The organism is Streptomyces sp. BV286, from assembly GCF_019090165.1.
GTDB lineage: Bacteria > Actinomycetota > Actinomycetes > Streptomycetales > Streptomycetaceae > Streptomyces.
Genome location: NZ_JAHRIB010000048.1, coordinates 1 through 17,634 on the forward strand (window position 1 = coordinate 1; position 17,634 = coordinate 17,634).

The 17,634-nt window shown below is 68.7% G+C and carries 14 protein-coding genes; 5 read left to right on the plus strand and 9 right to left on the minus strand.

All coding sequences use genetic code 11. From position 1 onward, the window contains the following. From KUF83_RS06520 to KUF83_RS06535, 4 genes are all read right to left on the minus strand, one after another. A partial coding sequence (locus tag KUF83_RS06520; RefSeq protein WP_374105978.1) for a GlsB/YeaQ/YmgE family stress response membrane protein occupies nt 1–139 on the minus strand: 139 nt, incomplete at its 3' end. Nucleotides 140–367: 228 nt separating this feature from the next. Continuing rightward, nucleotides 368–2,983, minus strand: coding sequence for a Tat pathway signal protein (locus KUF83_RS06525; protein WP_217453598.1), 2,616 nt, complete (start codon nt 2,981–2,983; stop codon nt 368–370). 232 nt (nt 2,984–3,215) lie between these two features. After that, entirely contained in the window at nt 3,216–4,988 is a 1,773-nt protein-coding gene (locus tag KUF83_RS06530) for a SpoIIE family protein phosphatase (RefSeq protein ID WP_374105995.1), read from the minus strand. Nucleotides 4,989–5,250: 262 nt separating this feature from the next. Next, the gene (locus KUF83_RS06535) at nt 5,251–7,488 is read right to left on the minus strand and encodes an MMPL family transporter (protein WP_217453599.1); all 2,238 of its coding nucleotides are present in this window, start codon (nt 7,486–7,488) and stop codon (nt 5,251–5,253) included. Between the two features lie 632 nt (nt 7,489–8,120). On the opposite strand from KUF83_RS06535, the gene KUF83_RS06540 reads away from it, so the two are divergent. Both KUF83_RS06540 and KUF83_RS06545 read left to right on the plus strand, forming a co-directional pair. Beyond that, nucleotides 8,121–8,624 (plus strand): SigE family RNA polymerase sigma factor, encoded by a 504-nt coding sequence (locus tag KUF83_RS06540; RefSeq protein WP_217453600.1) that lies wholly within the window; start codon nt 8,121–8,123, stop codon nt 8,622–8,624. Next, complete coding sequence (locus KUF83_RS06545; protein ID WP_217453601.1) at nt 8,617–9,267, plus strand: hypothetical protein; 651 nt, start codon at nt 8,617–8,619, stop codon at nt 9,265–9,267. The genes KUF83_RS06540 and KUF83_RS06545 overlap by 8 nt, the downstream gene beginning before the upstream one ends. A 51-nt stretch (nt 9,268–9,318) precedes the next feature. Here the strand turns inward: KUF83_RS06545 and KUF83_RS42540 are convergent, their stop codons facing one another. Both KUF83_RS42540 and KUF83_RS06555 read right to left on the minus strand, forming a co-directional pair. After that, complete coding sequence (locus tag KUF83_RS42540; RefSeq protein WP_217453602.1) at nt 9,319–10,470, minus strand: amidase domain-containing protein; 1,152 nt, start codon at nt 10,468–10,470, stop codon at nt 9,319–9,321. 494 nt (nt 10,471–10,964) lie between these two features. After that, nucleotides 10,965–11,168, minus strand: coding sequence for a cold-shock protein (locus KUF83_RS06555; protein ID WP_217453603.1), 204 nt, complete (start codon nt 11,166–11,168; stop codon nt 10,965–10,967). Between the two features lie 560 nt (nt 11,169–11,728). Here KUF83_RS06555 and KUF83_RS06560 point away from each other — a divergent pair. Together KUF83_RS06560 and KUF83_RS06565 are read left to right on the plus strand one after the other, a co-directional pair. Continuing rightward, the gene (locus KUF83_RS06560) at nt 11,729–12,013 is read left to right on the plus strand and encodes a DUF4190 domain-containing protein (protein WP_217453604.1); all 285 of its coding nucleotides are present in this window, start codon (nt 11,729–11,731) and stop codon (nt 12,011–12,013) included. A gap of 286 nt (nt 12,014–12,299) precedes the next feature. After that, complete coding sequence (locus tag KUF83_RS06565; protein ID WP_217453605.1) at nt 12,300–12,719, plus strand: VOC family protein; 420 nt, start codon at nt 12,300–12,302, stop codon at nt 12,717–12,719. Nucleotides 12,720–12,779: 60 nt separating this feature from the next. Here KUF83_RS06565 and KUF83_RS06570 read toward each other — a convergent pair whose 3' ends face one another. Next, nucleotides 12,780–13,466 carry a polysaccharide deacetylase family protein gene (locus KUF83_RS06570; protein ID WP_217453606.1) on the minus strand — a complete coding sequence of 229 codons (687 nt, stop codon included), beginning with the start codon at nt 13,464–13,466 and terminating at the stop codon, nt 12,780–12,782. Further along, entirely contained in the window at nt 13,463–14,134 is a 672-nt protein-coding gene (locus tag KUF83_RS06575; RefSeq protein WP_217453607.1) for a glycoside hydrolase family 11 protein, read from the minus strand. The genes KUF83_RS06570 and KUF83_RS06575 overlap by 4 nt, the downstream gene beginning before the upstream one ends. Nucleotides 14,135–14,744: 610 nt before the next feature. Between KUF83_RS06575 and KUF83_RS06580 the strand changes: the two genes are divergently transcribed. After that, a complete protein-coding gene (locus KUF83_RS06580; RefSeq protein ID WP_217453608.1) occupies nt 14,745–16,379 on the plus strand; it encodes an alpha/beta hydrolase in 1,635 nt (544 codons plus the stop codon). Nucleotides 16,380–16,570: 191 nt separating this feature from the next. Here the strand turns inward: KUF83_RS06580 and denD are convergent, their stop codons facing one another. Then, nucleotides 16,571–17,593: a D-erythronate dehydrogenase gene (denD, locus tag KUF83_RS06585; protein ID WP_217453609.1), complete on the minus strand. Its 1,023-nt coding sequence runs from the start codon at nt 17,591–17,593 to the stop codon at nt 16,571–16,573. Between the last annotated feature and the right edge of the window lie 41 nt (nt 17,594–17,634).

Sequence of the window (17,634 nt, forward strand, 5' to 3'; positions counted from 1 at the left end):
CGAGCCAGCCGCCCAGGAGGCCTCCGGCGATCCCGATGAGCATCGTGATGATGATGCCGCCCGGGTCCTTGCCCGGCATGAGCGCCTTGGCAATGAGGCCCGCGAGAAGACCGATGAGTATCCAGGCGATGATGCCCATGACTGCGCTCCTAGCTGGTCGTATAAAGACTGTGTCAAGGCATGCGGGTTTACCGTGCCGGTGATTTCAAACGCGGCGCCGCGCGCATGTTCGTACGCAGCCGGGTACGGTCCCGCGCGCCGTCTGAGCCTCCTGACCGTCCTGAGTCTCCCGTCCGTCGCAGTTGTGGCCCGAACGGGAGAAGGGGGCGGCCGCGGGCCACCCCCTTGTCCTGTCAGCCGCGTCGGGTCACCTCGCGGCCGCCCGGCCGGTCTGCCGAGGCGTCACGGTGAAGGTGCCGCTGGTGTACGCGCAGCAGGTGGTGAGAACGCTGACGTTCCAGGTACCGGTGTCCGCGCCGGTCAGGTCGAGGGCCGCCGTCAGGGTCCGGTTGTCCGCGGAGACCGACTGTGTCGTGGCGGTCAGGGTCTTGCCGCTCCTGCTCAGCCGTACGGTGGCGTTCGCGGGCAGGGCGGTGCCGGTCACCATGAGCGTGACGTTGCTGTCGGTGGCCCCGGTGTCCGGACCGACCGCGGTGACGCTCACCTTGTCCGTGCCGCACAGCGTCGAGACGCAGGCCAGCTTGGCGCTGTATGCGGTGCTGGACGCCTTCTCCGGCAGTCCGAGCACGAACACGCTGGGACTGGCCGCCGAGGACGAACCGCCCACCGAACAGCGGCTGCTGGAGGATGACGTTGTACAGCCGTTGCTCCACGCGCCGTTGTAGAGGGCGGGAACCGCTGTCGTGACGGCTCCGGAGGTGTCCGTGATCTCCGCGTCGAAACGGTCGAAACCGGCGGTCGGCAGGACCGCGCACACCGCGGTGTGCGACTCGTCGAGTGTGCCGGTGACGGGCCCGTAGCCGTACGACACGGACGGGACCTTGGTGCACTCCGGCGCAGGACCGTCCGCGGTGGCGATGCGCAGGGCGTCCAGGCGGTACTCGGGCGCGGCCTTCAGCGTGGCGGGAGTCTGCACGAGGACCTGGTGCGTGGTGGATCCGGTGGCCGCGCAGGAGCGGTTGCGGAAGGAGCACTCGGCGGTGCCGTCGTCGCCGAAGACCACGATGTTGGCGGTGCCCAGCTTGTCCCGTACGTCGAGGTGGACGACGTCCGTGTCCGCGTCGGTGGTGACCTGATGACAGTTCAGGGTGCCGGGATCACCGTACGCACCGGGGAGGGACGGGCCCCCGACGTTCGCGACGGGGGCCTTCGCACAGCCTGCCGAGGAGGCGGTCGAGGTGACGTCACGCCGGGCCAGTGTGTATGTGGCGGCCTGGTCGCTTCCGGTGACGAGCACGGTGTGGGCCTTGCCGGGGGTCAGCGGGCAGAGCGTCCAGCCGTCGGTGCTGGCAGCCCGCTCGCAGACCTTCTTCCCGGAGGTGTCCAGCACCGAGAACTTCGCGGCCGCACTGCCGGACGTGGCGGTCAGCTGGAAGACCTCGTTGGCGGTGTGGGCGTCGGCCGGAACACTGAGGCAGTGCGAGAAGAGGCCGTCACCGGTGGTCAAGGTGGCCTTGGCGCCCTCGGCCGTGAAGCTGCCCGCGGGCAGGACGGGGCAGTCGCTCAAGGCGTCGGTGCGGTGCAGGGCGACGGAGTACGGTCCGGTGGCGTCCTCTCCGCCGTCCTCGGCGTGTACCAGCGTGCGGTAGGGAGCCGTACCGCTCAACGCGCAGTTGCCGCCTGACAGTTCGGTCGAACTGCACTGGGGTGTGCCGTCCCGGTCGAGGACCTCCACGTCGGTGTCCACGCCGGAGGTGGAGAGCGGGGTGAGCGCGGCGATCCTGGCGCCCTGCGGCGCGTCCAGCGTCAGGCAGTCGTACTGTCCGACCGTACGCAACTCGCCCTCGTGCAAGCCGGTTCGGGTCGCCACACATCCGGCGTCGGAGGCACGGTCGAGGACGACCAGACCGGCGCGGGTGCCACGGAAGGGGTAGGTGCCGTCGATGACGGCCGTGTAGGTGCCCGGCGCCTTTATCCGGCACGGGTCGGCCCCGTACCGGCACACGCTCAGTCCGGCCTCGTCGTACACCCGGGCCACCCCGACCTCGCGGTTCTCGCTGACGGAGTGCACGGTGTACGGACCTGCCGAGCCGGCGGTGAAGGTGAAGCACGGGTTGGTGACGAGGTCCTGCTGCTCCAGCGGGCCGTAGGGGCGGGCCGGGGCGGCGGTGCAACCCTGCGGGTCGCTGAGACGGCGCACCTTCACCGCGAACTCGGCGGGGAAGCCGTTCTCCGCGCGCGAGACGGTGGAGATCACCCGGTAGGGGCCGTCGCCCGGCAGGACGCAGCTGTCCTCGTCGTCGTCGGGGAACCGCTCACAGATCCGGGCGCCGGTCGCATCGGTGATCCACGCGAGGGAGTCGCCGTACGCCTTGGAGCCGTGGGTGAGCCGGACCCGGTCGCCGCGCTCGCCCTCGAAGGGCTGGCAGTCGACCTGGACCGGGCTCACGGCCGAACGACTGACCTCGGGCTGGTCCCAGTTCGTGCCGCTGGTGTCCGCGCACCCTCGGGACGAGCCGAGCGGCACCACGGTGACCGACGTGTCCTTGTCCTCCCAGCCGCTGTTGAACACCTTCAGGGTGTAGGTGCCGGCCGCCGGCACCGCGCACATGCCGTGCGTGGAGTACGCATCGCCGTAGCAGTCCACCTCGCTGCCGTCGGAGGCCAGGAGCTTCCTGGTCACCGCGTTGCCGCCACCGTCCAGGGCCGGGGCCAGATACAGACCCGGCGTCTCGACGGTGACGGAATAGCAGACGCTCGACTCGGGCGCGACGCGCGCCTTGCCGACGGCTTCGCCCGGATCGCCGAAGGGCGCGAGTGCGAGCGGCGCGCACTCCTCGTCGGCGGCGACTGCGGGGCTCACCCCGGTCAGGGTCAACAGTGAGGCGAACAAGGCGGCGAGAGCGGCGAACACGGCCGGCACCGCGGCCGTCCGCCTGCGTCTCGCAGGCGGACAGGAGTTGTCGTCCAACATGCAATCCCCTCTGGATCATTGGTCGTTGAGGGGATGGTCGCACACGGGTACGACATGGCACCGGTGAGTATCCAGGCGCGAAGAAGCCGCTTTCTCCTGGCTGGTTCGATCGGGAAAGCCCTCAGGCCTCCGTGCCCGTGACACCGGCGTGGGGCGGCCCATGCTGTTGCTCCTGCGTGGCAGGGGGTGTACGCAGGGCGATCAAGGCCACGTCGTCGTCGTTGTCGCTGGGGCGGACCTGTTCCAGCAGGGAGTCACAGAGGGAGTCCAGAGGGCGGTGGGCGAGGGAGGCCGCGTTGCGGCGCAGCCGGTCCAGCCCGTGGTCGATGGAGTGGTGCGGTGATTCCACCAGCCCGTCCGTGTAGAGCAGGAGCGTCGCCCGGGGCGGCAGGACGACGACGGCATCGGGGCGGGCTCTGTCGAGTCCGGTCCCGAGCAGGATGCCGTGAGCTCCGTCGAGGTACTGCGCCTGACCGTCGTGGCTGACGAGCAGGGGCGGCGGGTGACCGGCGTTCGTCCAGCGCAGGCGCCACAGGCTGTCCTCGCCCAGTGTGAGCCTGGCGAGGATCATGGTTGCCATGGGGACTTCGGCTATGTGCATCACGGCCTCGTCCAGCCGGGTGACGACGTCGCTGGGGGCGGCCTGCGGATGGGACCAGGCGAAGGCACGCAGCATGTTGCGGAGCTGCGCCATACCCGCCGCGGCATCGAGATCGTGTCCGACGACATCGCCGATGGCCAGGGCGTGGGCATGCGTGGCCAGAGCGAAGGCGTCGTACCAGTCACCGCCCACGGACGACGCGTCCGGCGCGGGCACGTACCGCGCGGTCATCTCCAGTCCCGGCAAGGAGGGGAGCTGCGGCAGCAGATGGCGTTGCATGGTCTCGGCGACCTTGCGCTGGCGCTGGTACAGGCGGGCGTTGTCCAGCGCCAGGCCCGTCCGGCGGGTGAGGTCCTCCAGCAGCGGCAGGTCGGCAGGCGTGAAGGCGTCGTGACGCCGTCCTCGGCCCAGGGTCAGGGCGCCGAGCACGTCGCGCAGGCCTCGAATGGGTGCGATGGCGGCGGAGTGCATGCCCGTCGCGGTGAACAGTCGCTGCTGCTCCACTGCGATGCCCGAGTCGGGCGGGCCCTGGTAGGTGGCGGGGCCGGCGAGGGAGGAGGCGGCGCCACGCAGAGCCCGTGACAGGGGCATCGGCGACTCCGCCGGCACGGGGGGCATGGGGCCTTGCAGATCCTCCCGCTCGACCAGGATGCCGTCCTTGTGCTCCATCACCAGTACTCGTCGTACTTCGTCGCGTTCGGTGAGGAGGTCGAACACCGCCCAGTCCGCCAGCCGTGGCACGGTCAGGGCCGCCAGCCGGTGCAGTGCCTCGTCCACGTCCAGGGTGGACGTGAGCTGCGTGGTGGTCTCCGCCAGCAGGGCCAGGCGATCGAGTTCCGTCAGCGGCGCGGAGTGTCCGTCGTCGCTCTGCTGCGACTCCTGCTCGTACAGCAGCGCGAGCGCACCCGTGAAGCCTGCGTCCGTTGTGTAGGGAGTGATCAGCCAGGACAGCTGGACGAGGGTGTCGTCCCCGCGGACGAACCATTCGTCGCTGCCGTGCCGGGTGTCCTTGGTGAGGAGCGCCTTCCTCATCCGGCAACGGGTGCGGGGCAGCGAGTGCCCGTGGCTGTCCCGGTGCAGCAGGTCGTGGGGGTCATGACCGATCAGCTCCGCGGCCTTTCTGCCGAGCTGGATCTGGGCCGCGCTGTTGGCCGCGACGATGCGGCCGTCGCCGTCCACGACGATGGCGGACGCCGCCAGGGCTTCCAGAGTCTTTTCCGGTGAGACCGAGGACAGCGCCTGCTGCCCGGGCATGGGTCTGTCTCCCGTGCCGGAAGCGGCATTACTGTCCATGGTTCTCCTTGGTCTGGACGCGAATCTGGTGGAGTACCCCGGCAGGATCATTACACGCACATGAGCCCACAGTTTTTGCAGACCTTCCACCGGACGCATTCCCGCGGCACCGGCCTCCAGCGCCGACCGCGCCTCGGATGATCACGGGGCCCACCGCCAGCCCGCGACCGGGCCCCGGGGCGGGCATGACCTGTGCCGGTGCAGCCTCTTCCTCTGGCTGCACCGGCACAGGTATTCAGGTATCGGGGGCGCGGACGCGGGGTCAGACCCTGGTGGAGTCCTTCACCTGTGTCGGATCCGCTGCAGGCCCGGGTACGGACACCGGTCCGGGGCCGCCTTCACTGAGGCCGTAGCGTCCGTGGAACCGGCGCAGGAAGCCGGGTGCGTACCAGGCCTTCTGCCCGAGGAGGCGCATTGCGGCGGGGACGAGGACGCCGCGTACGGCGATGGCGTCGATGAGGATGGCCAGTCCGCTGCCGAGGCCGAACATCTGCATGAAGCTGAGCTTGGCGGTGCCGAAGGCGAAGAAGCTCACCGCGAGCAGCACGGCGGCCGCGCTGACGATGCGCCCGGTGTGGCCGAGGCCGTCGACCACGGCGGTCTCGTTGTCCGCTCCCTGGTCGTGGAGTTCCTTGATCCGGCTGGTGACGAAGACCTCGTAGTCCATCGAGAGGCCGAAGGCGATGCAGAACATCAGCACGGCCATCGTCATCTCCATCGGCTGCGGGGTGAAGCCGAGGAAGGAGGAGAGATGGCCGTCGTCGAAGATCCAGGTCATGACGCCGAGGGTGGCTGCCAGGCTGATCAGGTTGAGGATCAGCGCGCGCAGCGGCTGCACGATGCTGCCGGTGAACAGGAAGAGCAGCAGGAAGGTGGTGAGGACGATCAGGGACCCGGCCAGGGGGAGCTTGTCGGCGATGGATTCCTTGGCGTCGACGAGTACGGCGTCGTTTCCGCCCACCAGGGGGTTGGCCCCAGGGGGCGGGGTGACCGAGCGCACCTGCTTGACCAGGGTTTCGGCGGCTTCCGACTTCGGTGTCAGGCTGCTCACCACGCTGATCCGCTGTGCGTCGGGCCGGCCGAGAGCGGGGTTGGCCGGGCCTGCCGCCGCGGACTGTCCCGGGGTGTGGACGCCCGCGCTGGTCTCGACCCGCTCGACACCCTTGAGCGCGGCCAGTTGGCCCGCGTACGACGCCAGTGGGGCCTTGTCCACGGACTGTCCGATGACGATCTGGAGGGCCGAGTCCTCACTGCCGCCGAAATCCTCTCGCAGCACCTGCGAGACCTGGCGGCTCCCGGCGTCCTCGGGCAACACGCGTTCGTCCGGCGTGCCGAAGGAGATGTTGAGCAGCGGGCTCGCCGCGAACAGCAGCACGGCGACGACGGGCAGCGCCGTCAGTACGGGCCGCCGCATGACGGTGCGCGCCAGCCGTCCCCACAGAGGTGTGCGGGTGTCGGAGCGCTGCGACTTCGCCCACGGCAGCCGCCCGCTGTTGACCCGGTGCCCCAGAACCTTCAGCAGGGCCGGCATCACGAACAGGGTGCTGAGGGCCGCGATGGCGACCACACCGACTCCGGTGAAGCCCATCGAGCGCAGGAAGTAGTGCGGGAACACCAACAGCGCCGCCAGGGCTGCCGCGACGGTCGCGGCGGAGAAGGCGACGGTGCGGCCCGCGGTGTGCACCGTTCGCCGGACGGCGTCGTCCACGCTCGCCCCGGCCGAGAGCTGCTCCCGGAAGCGGCTGACCATCAGAAGGGCGTAGTCGATGGCCAGTCCGAGGCCCAGGGCGGTAGTGAGGTTGGTCGCGGTGTCCGCCACATCGGTGATGCTGCCGAACAGGAAGAGCTGGGCGAACGAGCCGATGATGGCGATGACCGCGATGATCAGCGGCAGCAGGGCAGCGACCACGCTGCCGAAGACGATCATGAGCAGTATCAGGGTCAGCGGAATGGCTATCGCTTCGGCGAGGATCAGGTCCTCGACCACCTGGTTCGACAGGTCGGCGCCTACGGCGGCGCCACCGCCGAACTCGACGGTGAGGGCGTTCTTGTAGGTGCCGCTGTACTCGTCGATGATCTCGATGGAGTTCTTCCGCTCCTCCGTGGTGTCGCCTCTCACGTGGGCGAGCACCAGGGCCTCGCGGCCGTCCTCGGAACGCAGGTCGGGGCTGTTCGTCTCCCAGTAGGAGACGATGTTGCTGAGCCGCTTGTCCTTCTTGAGGTCGGCGACCAGGTCTTGGCCGCGCTCCTTGGCGGCGGGGGTGTCGATGCGGCCGTCGGGGGCGCTGACCAGCAGGACGAGATTGGTCTCGCCGCCGAACTTCTCGTCGATGACCGCCGCTGCCCGGGTGGACGGGGAAGCCGGGTCGTCGAAGCCTCCTCCCTTCAGTTTGCCGAAGGCGCCCGCGCCCACCACGCCCATGAGGGCCACGGCCAGGGCGGCGACGATCAGGACGAGCCGGGACCGGCGAATCGCCAAGTCGGCCATACGTTCGAACACGGGGTGATCTCCTTCAGGTCCTTCTGGGAAAGGCAACGGAGTGGGCCTGGCGGAAGCCGGCGCAATGCGTCGCAGAGCCCTTCGCCCCGTCAGAGGGGGCGCGGTGTCGCGCTCTTCGCCGCCGAGAACGACGCTAGTGAGGCAGTCGGGCTTTTGGCAGAAGGAGATTTATCTGACACTGTCAGATTTTTCTGCAGGGCGTCATTCTCGCCGCACGCGGTCGGCCTGAGCCTGGGCATTTCCAGTAACGGCATCTTCACGAACGGAACCCCGAGGGAGTGCTGAGCGCCGCCCGGTTCGGGCGCGGAGCCCTGTCAGCGGGCCACCCAAGAGGTCCTCAGGGCGCATATCGGCCCCAGCCCGGTGCGAACGGGGCCATGTCGAGCTGAATACCGGACAGATCGTGGAAGCCGTCGCGGAGCGCTCGACAGGGGGAGGGCTGCCTTCCGGGGTGTCCGTCCCGGAAGCGCTGCGTGAGCGCCGCAGGTCGCCGTCCAAGGCGGGCACCCGCAGCGGTCCGATCAGCTCCGTGGCCTCACCGGCGAGCGGACTCGGCCGGGCAGGGAACCCCCGTCGCCCTCCAGGTCCTCTGAAAGGGTGGAAGGCCGAAGAGGCGACGGAGGGACGAGGGCATGCGCAGGGACGAGGCGTTCACGGCCTTCATGACCGCGCGCTACGGATCGCTGCTGCGTACGGCCCGACTGCTGACCGGCGGTCCACGGGCCGAGGACCTGGCGCAGGAGGCGCTGCTGCGTACGTACCGCGCCTGGCACCGGATCGGCGCGGAGGAGGCCGCCGAGGCCTACACCCGCACCACCATGGTGCGGCTCCTGGTCAAGGACCGGCGCAGGCGCTGGCATGGCGAGGTACCCGCGGCGCACCTCCCCGAGACCGGGACGGACGGGCATGAGGAACAGGTCGCGACCGCTGTGGCGGTCCGCGGACTGCTGTGCGCCATCCCGCCCGCCCAGCGTGCCGTGCTGGTCCTGCGCTACTACCACCAGCTCACCGAACAGGAGATCGCCGACGTGCTCGGCTGTTCACCCGGCACGGTCAAGAGCCGTGCCGCCCGCGCGCTTTCGGCGCTGCGGGCCGAAGGAGTCCTTGCACCGGAGAGGGGGCGTCACCGTGACTGACGAGGATCGGGTACGTGGTCTGCTCGCCATGGCCGCCGAACCGGAGGGCCCGCAGCGTGCACCGGACGAGCAGTTCACCGCCCGGGCCCGGCGTTCCCTGCGGAGGCGACGGCTCGCCGTCGGCGCGGGCGGGCTGCTGGTGGCGGGAGTGGTGCTCACGGGGGTCCTGGCGATGAACGGTCTCAACGAGGGGCCCGAGAGGGGTGATCCGCAGCCGGCGGCTTCGGCGGAGTGTGTGCGGGAGGCCGCGCAGAAGATCAGGAAGCGGCAGGGCGAGGGCTATCGGCCCGTGTTCGGGACGGTCCGCGCAGGCCGGATCCACGTCGACGACGGAGTGACCCAAAGCTCTGCCTTCCGTTTCGCCACCGAAGGTGAGCTCCTCGCCGGCTCCGGGACCCCGCCGGCCGGCGACCTCACCGTCTGGTATCCGACGGCCGAGGTCCAGCTCCCGGAGCCCGGGCGCCATCTGCTCCTGCTGCAGAACGCCGAACGTCCCGACAGCGGTGGCGGGGCGCTGTTCCACTTCGCCCCCGAGCAGGCACTCCCACTCGACCCCGAAGGCCGCGTACGACTGGAGTGCGCGGACGGAAGCCAGGGGTCGGTCACCTCGCAACGCCTGCGCGCCGCGGTGCGGGGGAGATGATCCCCCGCACCGCGACGCGAGGCGCCGAGTCACTTTTTGGACGCGGTCGGATCAGGTACGGAAGTACCAGAACTTCTCACCGGTGCTGTGCTCGGCGATGATCTCGCTGAGCGGCCGGTTGAGTGTGTCCGTCGTGTGGTAGCTCATCTTCGGCAGAAGGTCCGACGTGAAGTCGGTGACCATCATGGTGTGGCCCGGCTGCCCCGGGTCGCTGTATCCGAAGATCTCGAACTGCACGACGTCCGCGATCGCGAGACTCGCCGGACCGTCCAACTCGTACACGCGCTCCGACTCGTCGCGCGCGAACCGCTGCCAGTTGGGCGCGCCACCCCAGGTGTAGCTGTGCTCGAGCCACCAGTTGCCCGTGTACCACCACGCCGAGTCGCTCCGGTACCAGCCGAGCACCCGCTCCCAGCCACCGGCGCTGAGGGCCTGTGAGATGAAGTTGGTGCAGTCGTTCTCGTCGCGCTCGTAGGGGACGTTGTCCTCCGGCTCGGGCTCGGCGTACTTCGTGGCGAAGGCCACCATCGCCTGGTAGTCGTACGCGGCCAGGGTGCTGTTCCCGTCACGGGTGGTGCGCTTCTTGAGGGCCGGATCGGTGACCTTCTTCGAACCGTCCGCGGCGCGCAGTTCCCTCGCGGCCTTCTCGGCGGCGGCCAGCTCGGCCGGCTCCAGCTTCTCGGGCGTCGCGAGGTTCGCGGGCCCGTCCTGGGTGTCGATCTTCGCGAGTGCCCAGGTGTCGCCGGAACGTACGTAGGACAGCTTGTGCCGCACGGTGTAGCTGTACGGGGCGTCCTTGGTGTCGGCGAAGGTGTACTCCGTGTGCTCCTGTACGGCGAGCTGCGCGGTGTTGCCCCTGGTGCGGGCCTCGCCGACCGGAGTGAGCTCGGTCTTGACGGCCGAATAGTGCACGCCCGCAAGCTTGTTGATGCCCTTGAGCTGCTCACGGGCCTCCATGCGGTCGTCCCGTACGGCCGTGAAGGTTTCCGCGACCCTGATGGTCTCGGCCTTGCGGATCGTGGCGGCCGCACCGTCCACCGTCACGGCGTTCTCGCCCGTGAGATAGGTCTGTGCGGCTTCGAGAAGGGTGGATTCCTCGGCGGTCGGCGCGGCCTGCGCCGGACTGATGGTGAGCAGTGTGGCGGTCAATCCCGTGACGGTCGCCGCGATCGCGGCCCGTCGCGCCCCTGTATGGATGATCACTGATTCTCCCCGTGTTTCATCTGGCTTCCCGTCAGGCGGCGCCTGCGTGACGGGAGATGAAGACGTACGTCTCTGGCGGACGGGTTCGACGCTAGCGACGCGAGGAGTCCTTTGACACGTGCTCGTCAGATGGGGCCGAAAAGTACCGGTGAGGGTTCTGTGTGCCCATTTCCCTGTTGAGGTCACGAGATGTACATGGAAAGCGCACATGCGCATCGGTGCCGCAAGTTGCCCGTGTTCCGACCGACGAGACCGTCGCCGCACGGCGGCGGTGGGCGCGGACCTTGCTCGGCCGTGGGACAGGGCGGCAGGTTCGCACATGCTCTTGTTCGTCGCTGTCGAGCGCCGCGCGCGCTCGGTGTGGCAGGAGTGTGTTTCACGGGACGGCCGCGCCGGGCGTGACGGTGAACTCCGCCTCGGCGTGGTCGGGAGTCCCGGCACGCGCCGGGCCCCGGAACACATGTTCCGGGGCCCGGCAACGGCTGACCGTGACGTCAGGCGGGCGTGATGTTCTCCGCCTGCGGGCCCTTCTGGCCCTGCGTGACGTCGAAGTTCACGACCTGGCCCTCCTGGAGCTCACGGAAGCCGGAGGCGTTGATGTTCGAGTAGTGGGCGAAGACGTCCGGTCCGCCACCCTCCTGCTCGATGAAGCCGAAGCCCTTCTCGGCGTTGAACCACTTGACAGTTCCCCTGGCCATGCTGGTGCCTTCCCAGTCGAATACGGACCCACACCGCGCGGGCCCGGAGGTGATCGCCCTGGTCCTGCACTGCACAGCAAAATGCCCGCACCGGAGCGCGGGCAGGTACTGCGAACCACGACATCTGGCAGTGACGCTACACGGCGAATCGGGCTACCACCAGAGAGCAACGGGCATGATCCGAAACGAGTCACGTGTGCCGCCCTGTGGTCCTCCGAACAGGGTCATGCCATCCACCGTCCACCGGTGGCGTGATGGCATGACATGACCCCGATCGCCGCCGGTTCGCCGACCTGGGTCCGGACCCTGGCCGAGGTGATCGCGGACTGCCGGCCCAGCACGTCCGGACCCGTGGCGTGCGACATGGAACGAGCCGACAGCTGCGCCAGGGGCGTCAGTCCCAGTGACCCGATTGATGTCACCAGGTGTGCCCGGCTCGTAATTCGAAGGTGGAGTAGAGCCGATGTCCGGGGGCACCCGGATGACCGGAAAGCACAGGGCGCGAAGCGCTCCGACAAGCGGAGCGCCGTCAGCAGATACGCCTACAGTAGGGGAATGTGATGACGAGTTACGGCGGCTCTTCTGCCACTTCCGGATCACGCACCAACGGTCTGGCGGTCGCCAGCCTTGTCTGCGGAATCATCGGAGTCTTCCTCTTCAATGTGATTCTCGGCCCTCTGGCCATTGTTCTGGGTGCCGTGGGCATGCGACAGGCAGGGGTCAAGGGAGGCGGCGGCATGGCGAAAGCCGGCGTCATCCTCGGAGTTGTGGACCTGATCATCTTCGCCGTTCTGATCACCGTCGCCGCTTCCAACGGCGGTTTCACCTGGTACGTCGGAAGCTGATCGACGAGTGACATCCGTCGCGGCGGATGCCCGAGCGGGAAATCTCTCCCGGGATATCCGCGATGTGGCGTGTACAGGGAATTTCCGCGCTGGAGCAAGCAGGTATCCATCGCATCGGGCACATGTGGACGGCTCGGCTCTGGCCGAGCCGTCCACGGCGTTTTGCGGTTGAGACAGGTTGAGACAGACAGACTGACTTCCCAACTCGCTTTTCCATGTCGGTGCGGCGACCACAACTCCCCGCGCGCCAGGGGCCGTCCCGTGATTGTCCTACAGTGGGCGGACCATGCCTGATCTCTTCGGAATCAACCATCTGACCCTGTCCACGACCCACCTCGACCGACTCCTGCCGTACTACACGGAGCTGCTGGGAGCGGTGCTCGCATTCGAGCGCGCTGCGACCGTGACCGATCCTCGGATCGCGGTCATCGACGTGGGCGGGAACGACCATCTGATGATCGTCGAAACGGCCGCTGCCCCCACCACTGAACTCGACCCCCTCGGCAAGGCGGGCTGGGGGCTGCGTGTGGGAACGCATGCGCAGCTCTGCGAGCTCCGTGAACAGATCCTCGATGCCGGATGGCCGGCCGGAGAGATCGAGACGCTGCCCACGCAGTGGACGATGACAGTTCGCGATCCCGATGGACGCCCGGTCGACGTCAGGGCCCATCGTCCCCGCACCGGGCCGCCGCCACCTGCCGCCTGACGGCCACCCCGTGCGGCTGTGAGGTCTGCCGAGGCGGTGCAGGTGACGCCGGTCCCTGTGTCAGGGGGCAATCGCGCGGCCGGTCTGCGGGGAGATCCTGCCGGCGCACAGACCGCGGGATGCCAGCCCCTGTGCGATACGTGGGATCGCCGCACGCGCGTTGGCGGACCAGTCGTGCATGAGGATGACCTGGCCGTTGCCGAGTCGTCCGGCGGCCTGCACGATGGCATCCGTGCCGACGCCGTTCCAGTCCTGCGAGTCCACGTTCCAGAGGATCTCGGTCAGACCGTACCTGGCCTCGACGGCCTTCACCGTCGAGTTGGTCTCGCCGTACGGCGGCCGGAACAGTTTCGGCGTACCGCCGCCCGCGGCCGCGATCGCCTGCTGGGTCCGGGAGATCTCCGAGTCGATCTGCGACTGGTTGAGCTGCGGCAGGTGCGGATGGGTGTAACTGTGGTTGCCGACCCACATGCCGGCACTGACCTGGGCCCGCACCTGGGAGGGGTTGGCGGCGGCGTACTGGCCCTGGTTGAACATGGTGGCCCGCAGCCCGTTCTGGGTCAGCGCGCTCAGCAGGGCCGGTGTGCTGCCGGACGGGCCGTCGTCGAAGGTGAGTCCGACGTACCCGTTGCAGGCGGCGGCTTGCGCCGGGTTGGCGTTGACGGTGAGGGTGCCCGCGGCGACCAGCGCGACGGCGGCGAGTGCCGTCGGCAGGGGGCGTGACGCGAGACGTGCTCCGGTGGTCATGCCGACACCGTGATGTTGGAGTTGCCGCTGCTCCGGTATCCCTCGGTCGCGAGGATCATGTAGTAGCTGAAGCTGCCGAGACGCATTCCGGCCCGTGCCCAGGCGTCGAAGTGGTTGCCGGTGGTGATGGTGCCGCCGGTCCGCTTCGACTGCCGGACACTCCAGTACTGGTTGAAGGTCTTCGTGCCTTCGACGGACGGCGCGTTGTAGCGCGTTGTCTGGTAGATGTCGTACGTGCCGCCGTCACTGGTGACAGCGCCCTTGTACGTTCCCGTGGGGCGGTAGGTGCCCCAGTTGTCGACGACGTAGTACTCCACGAGGGGGTTGGACGTCCACCCGTAGAGGGTCAGGTAGGCGTTGCCGGACGGGCTGAAGGAGCCCGAGTAGGTCACGGCCCTGCGTCCGCCGTTGCTCCAGCCCTTGCCGGCGACGAAGTTTCCGGTGTTCCTCCAGCTGGTGCTGTAGCTGCCGCCGGAGGCCAGGTTCATGGAGACCGTGCCCTGCGCGTCCGTCCAGAACGAGTAGTAGTAGCCGTTGTTGGTGCCGGTCTGGTTCGTGGTGACGACCGTGTCGGCATGGGCCGTACCTGGCAGAGCCAGCGCGGTCGTGGCACCCAGCAGCATGGCGCAGGTCTGCCTGCGGCTCGGCTGTGCAGGTGTGAGGTTCATGTGCGGGTTTCCTCCCTCATCCACGGGTGGTGTGTGGTCGAACAGTTTTGACCTGCACCCGTCAAGCGTCAAGAGTTTCGGCATCCATTGCGAAACATTCGTCGAGGATTGAATCTTCGGGCGAGTAAAAGTGCCTGGCCAGAGCCCACGTTGATCCGGCTTGCGAAGCGGTTCCTGTATCTCTCGCTCATCAGAGATCAATTAATGCGGGAGTAAGTCTTCGAATGTTTCGAAGGGCTTCCGGAATGGCTGGCGGGCGGGGTTGCGTAGCCGCAAGCCCGGTTGGCCGAGACCTCTGACGGAAGGTGTCAGCTGAGCTCGTCCAGGAAGCCCGAGAGGGTGGCGTGGAGGGTTTCCGGCTCTTCCGGGTGGGTCCAGGTGACCACCTCGAAGGCGCCGGCCGCCCCGGCGCCCCGGCCGAGGGCTCCTCGGCGACCTTGCCCGTGCGGGTCCCGACGGGGACGGGCTCCCGTACAACTCGGGTATCACGTAGGGCTGTTGTGTCATCCCCGAGGCTGACGGGAGGTGCGACCCAGTGGGGGATCCGCGTGCCTGACCGCTCCCTGCAAGATCTTTCCTGTCCGAACATACGACCGGAAGGATCGATATCGTGCGCAGACGACGTCTCGCGCCCTTGGTGGCTGTAGGTGTCGCGGCAACGCTGACTCCCGCGCTTCCCGCCTCGACGGCCACCGCCGCTCCGGCCGTCGCCCCGTCAACTGCCTCCTTGTCCACCGCCAAGGGTGCGCTGGACCGGTATGTGCAGCAGAAGCCGCGGTGGAAGCGGTGCGAAGCCGACTCCCCGGCCGAGTTCCAGTGTGCCGTGATCAAGGTGCCGCTGGACTACCGGGTTCCAGAGGGCAAGCAGATCGGCTTGGCCATATCCCGGATCAAGAGCACCTCTCCCGACAAGCGGCACGGTGTCCTGTTCTCCAATCCCGGCGGCCCGGGCGGGCGGGGTCTCTACATGCCGCTGGGGATGCAGGAGAAGCTCCCCGAGTCCGCACAGCGGAAGTTCGACCTCATCGGCTTCGACCCGCGCGGTGTGGGACAGAGCAGCCCGGTCACCTGCGACCTGGAACCGGAGGACGACAACTGGCTGCGGCCCTACAAGGAGGAGACGTTCGCCAAGGACGTCGCCTGGGTGAGCGGCATCGCGAACAAGTGCAAGGAGAAGGCAGGCGAGACGCTTCAGCACATCACCACGCGCAACACCGCGCGCGACATGGACCTGATCCGGGCCGTCCTCGGTGAGAAGAAGATCTCGTACCTCGGCTACTCGTACGGCACCTACCTGGGTGCCGTGTACGCCCAGCTCTTCCCGGGCCGGGCGGACCGCTTCGTGCTGGACAGCGCAGTCGATCCGGCGCGCGCCTGGCGAGGGATGATCCAGTGGTGGGCCGAGGGCGCCGAGCCCGCGTTCGACCGGTGGACCGCGTGGGCCGCCGCCCGTTCGGAGAAGTACGCCCTTGGTGACACCTCGAAGGAGGTCGAACGGACCTTCTGGGATCTGGTCGCGCAGGCCGACGACACGCCCATCGAAGTGGAGGGGCAGCCGACCACCGGTGACGACATCCGCAGCGGTATGCGCGGGGCGGTCTTCAGCCCGGAGTACGCGACCGAGGGGATGGTGGAGCTGAAGAAGGCCGCGGCCGGCAAGCCCGCCTCCACGAGGAAGCTCGCCGCGTTCGCCCGATCCGAGGGGACCGGAACCTCAGGTGCCGTCGAGGTGCCGTCCGACAACGGGACGGCGAGCTTCTGGGCCGTCGTGTGCGGTGACAACTCGGCCGCGTGGTCCCGCGATCCCGAGAGTTACCGGCGGGATGCCATCGAGGACAAGGGCCGTTACCCGCTCTTCGGTGACTTCACCTCCAGCATCAAGCCCTGTGCTTTCTGGGGCGAATCGGTGGAGCCGGCGACCAAGGTGAACAACAGGGTCGGATCCCTGGTCGTCCAGAACGAGTGGGACTCGCAGACCCCGCTGCCCAGCGGTCAGGCGCTGCACGCCGACCTGAAGGGCTCGAAAATGGTCACCGTCCTCGGCGGCGAGGGCCATGGCGTCTACCCGAACGGCAACGCGTGTACGGACGACACGGTCACCGGCTACCTGCTCACCGGCAAGCTCCCGGCGAAGGACGTGACCTGCGCAGCGACGGCCGAGTCGAACGCGGAGGCGCGGAAGGACCAGAGGCGGGACGTGCTCCCCGGCTCTCCGCTCCCCGAGCGTGCCCCGGACCGCTTCTGAGCCCGGTAGCACGGCACGTTGCCGCATGACCCGATGAAGGCGGCGCGGAATCTCCTGCAGAGGTTCCGCGCCGTCGCGTCGGGCCCCGGCTTCCACTCAGGATTCACCAGGGACTTCCCCACGTCACCGTGGTCCGGGTGGGGGGCGCCTCCAGCCATACCCTCATGGGCGGGACTCGGATCCGGCGCACGTCAGGGCGCGGTCACCTCGGCTGTGACGGCTGCGGGGTGGTCCTCGACGTATGCCCTGAGGACGGACTCGAAGCTGTCGTCGGGGCGGAGGCCGAGCGCCCTGGCGCGCGAGTCGTCGAAAACCGCGGGCCACGAGCCGACGATGGCCTCGACGACGGGGTCGGGCGCGACGGCCACGAGGTCGGCGACGGCCTCGCCGGCCACCCGGCGCAGTGTGTCCAGCATCTCGGCGACCGTGACCGTCAGCGCCGGCAGGTTGACCGGAAGCGTGCCCTCCAGCCTGCCGGGGCCGCTGCCGCGCTCGGCTTCGGTGATGCGGAGGATGCCCTCGACGGTGCGCCGCGGTGAGGCCAGGGCGACTTGGAGGCCCGGGTCGACCGGGCACACGGCCGGCAGTCCGGAGAGGGGCTCGCGGACGATGCCGGACAGGAAGCCGGAGGCAGCCGCGTTCGGCTTGCCCGACCGCACCGAGACGGTCATGAGGCGCGCCACGCGTCCGTCGACGAAGCCCCGGCGCGTGAATTCGGCGATCAACTGCTCGCAGACGCGCTTCTGCGCCCCGTAGCTGGACTGCGGGGTGGGGAGCGTGGACTCGCTGATGAGGGGCGGCAGTTGCAGTTCCGGGTCGGAGCCGTAGACCGCGATGCTGCTGGAGAACACCAGCCGGGGTGTCGGCCCGCCGCCACGCGACTGGGAGCGGGCGGCGTCGAGCAGCGCACGGGTGGTGTCCAGGTTGGCGCTCATGCCGAGGTCGAAGTCGGTCTCGCACTCGGCCGAGACGGCCGACGCGAGATGGATGAGGACGTGCACGGGCTGCGCGAAGATCGTGTCGAGGCGCTCGCTCAGGTCACCCTGGACGACGTCCACCAGCGGGTCTTCCACCACCGGCGCATCCGGGGGTACGAACCGGTCGGCGAGTACCAGTCGGTCGACGGGCACACCGCACAGGGTCCGCCGCGTGAGCAGGGCGTCGGCGACCAGCCTCCCCAGGAAGCCGAATCCACCGGTGATGACGATCCTCATGGGCGTTCCCCTCGGTAGTCTGCGAGCCGGCCGAGCCCTTC

Coding starts and splice junctions, on each gene's coding strand:
- KUF83_RS06560 (WP_217453604.1), top strand. CDS start 11,729: ATGACGAGTTACGGCGGCTCTTCTGCCACTTCCGGATCACGCACCAAC.
- denD (WP_217453609.1), bottom strand. CDS start 17,593: ATGAGGATCGTCATCACCGGTGGATTCGGCTTCCTGGGGAGGCTGGTC.
- KUF83_RS06540 (WP_217453600.1), top strand. CDS start 8,121: ATGCGCAGGGACGAGGCGTTCACGGCCTTCATGACCGCGCGCTACGGA.
- KUF83_RS06555 (WP_217453603.1), bottom strand. CDS start 11,168: ATGGCCAGGGGAACTGTCAAGTGGTTCAACGCCGAGAAGGGCTTCGGC.
- KUF83_RS06570 (WP_217453606.1), bottom strand. CDS start 13,466: ATGACCACCGGAGCACGTCTCGCGTCACGCCCCCTGCCGACGGCACTC.
- KUF83_RS06530 (WP_374105995.1), bottom strand. CDS start 4,988: ATGGACAGTAATGCCGCTTCCGGCACGGGAGACAGACCCATGCCCGGG.
- KUF83_RS06575 (WP_217453607.1), bottom strand. CDS start 14,134: ATGAACCTCACACCTGCACAGCCGAGCCGCAGGCAGACCTGCGCCATG.
- KUF83_RS06565 (WP_217453605.1), top strand. CDS start 12,300: ATGCCTGATCTCTTCGGAATCAACCATCTGACCCTGTCCACGACCCAC.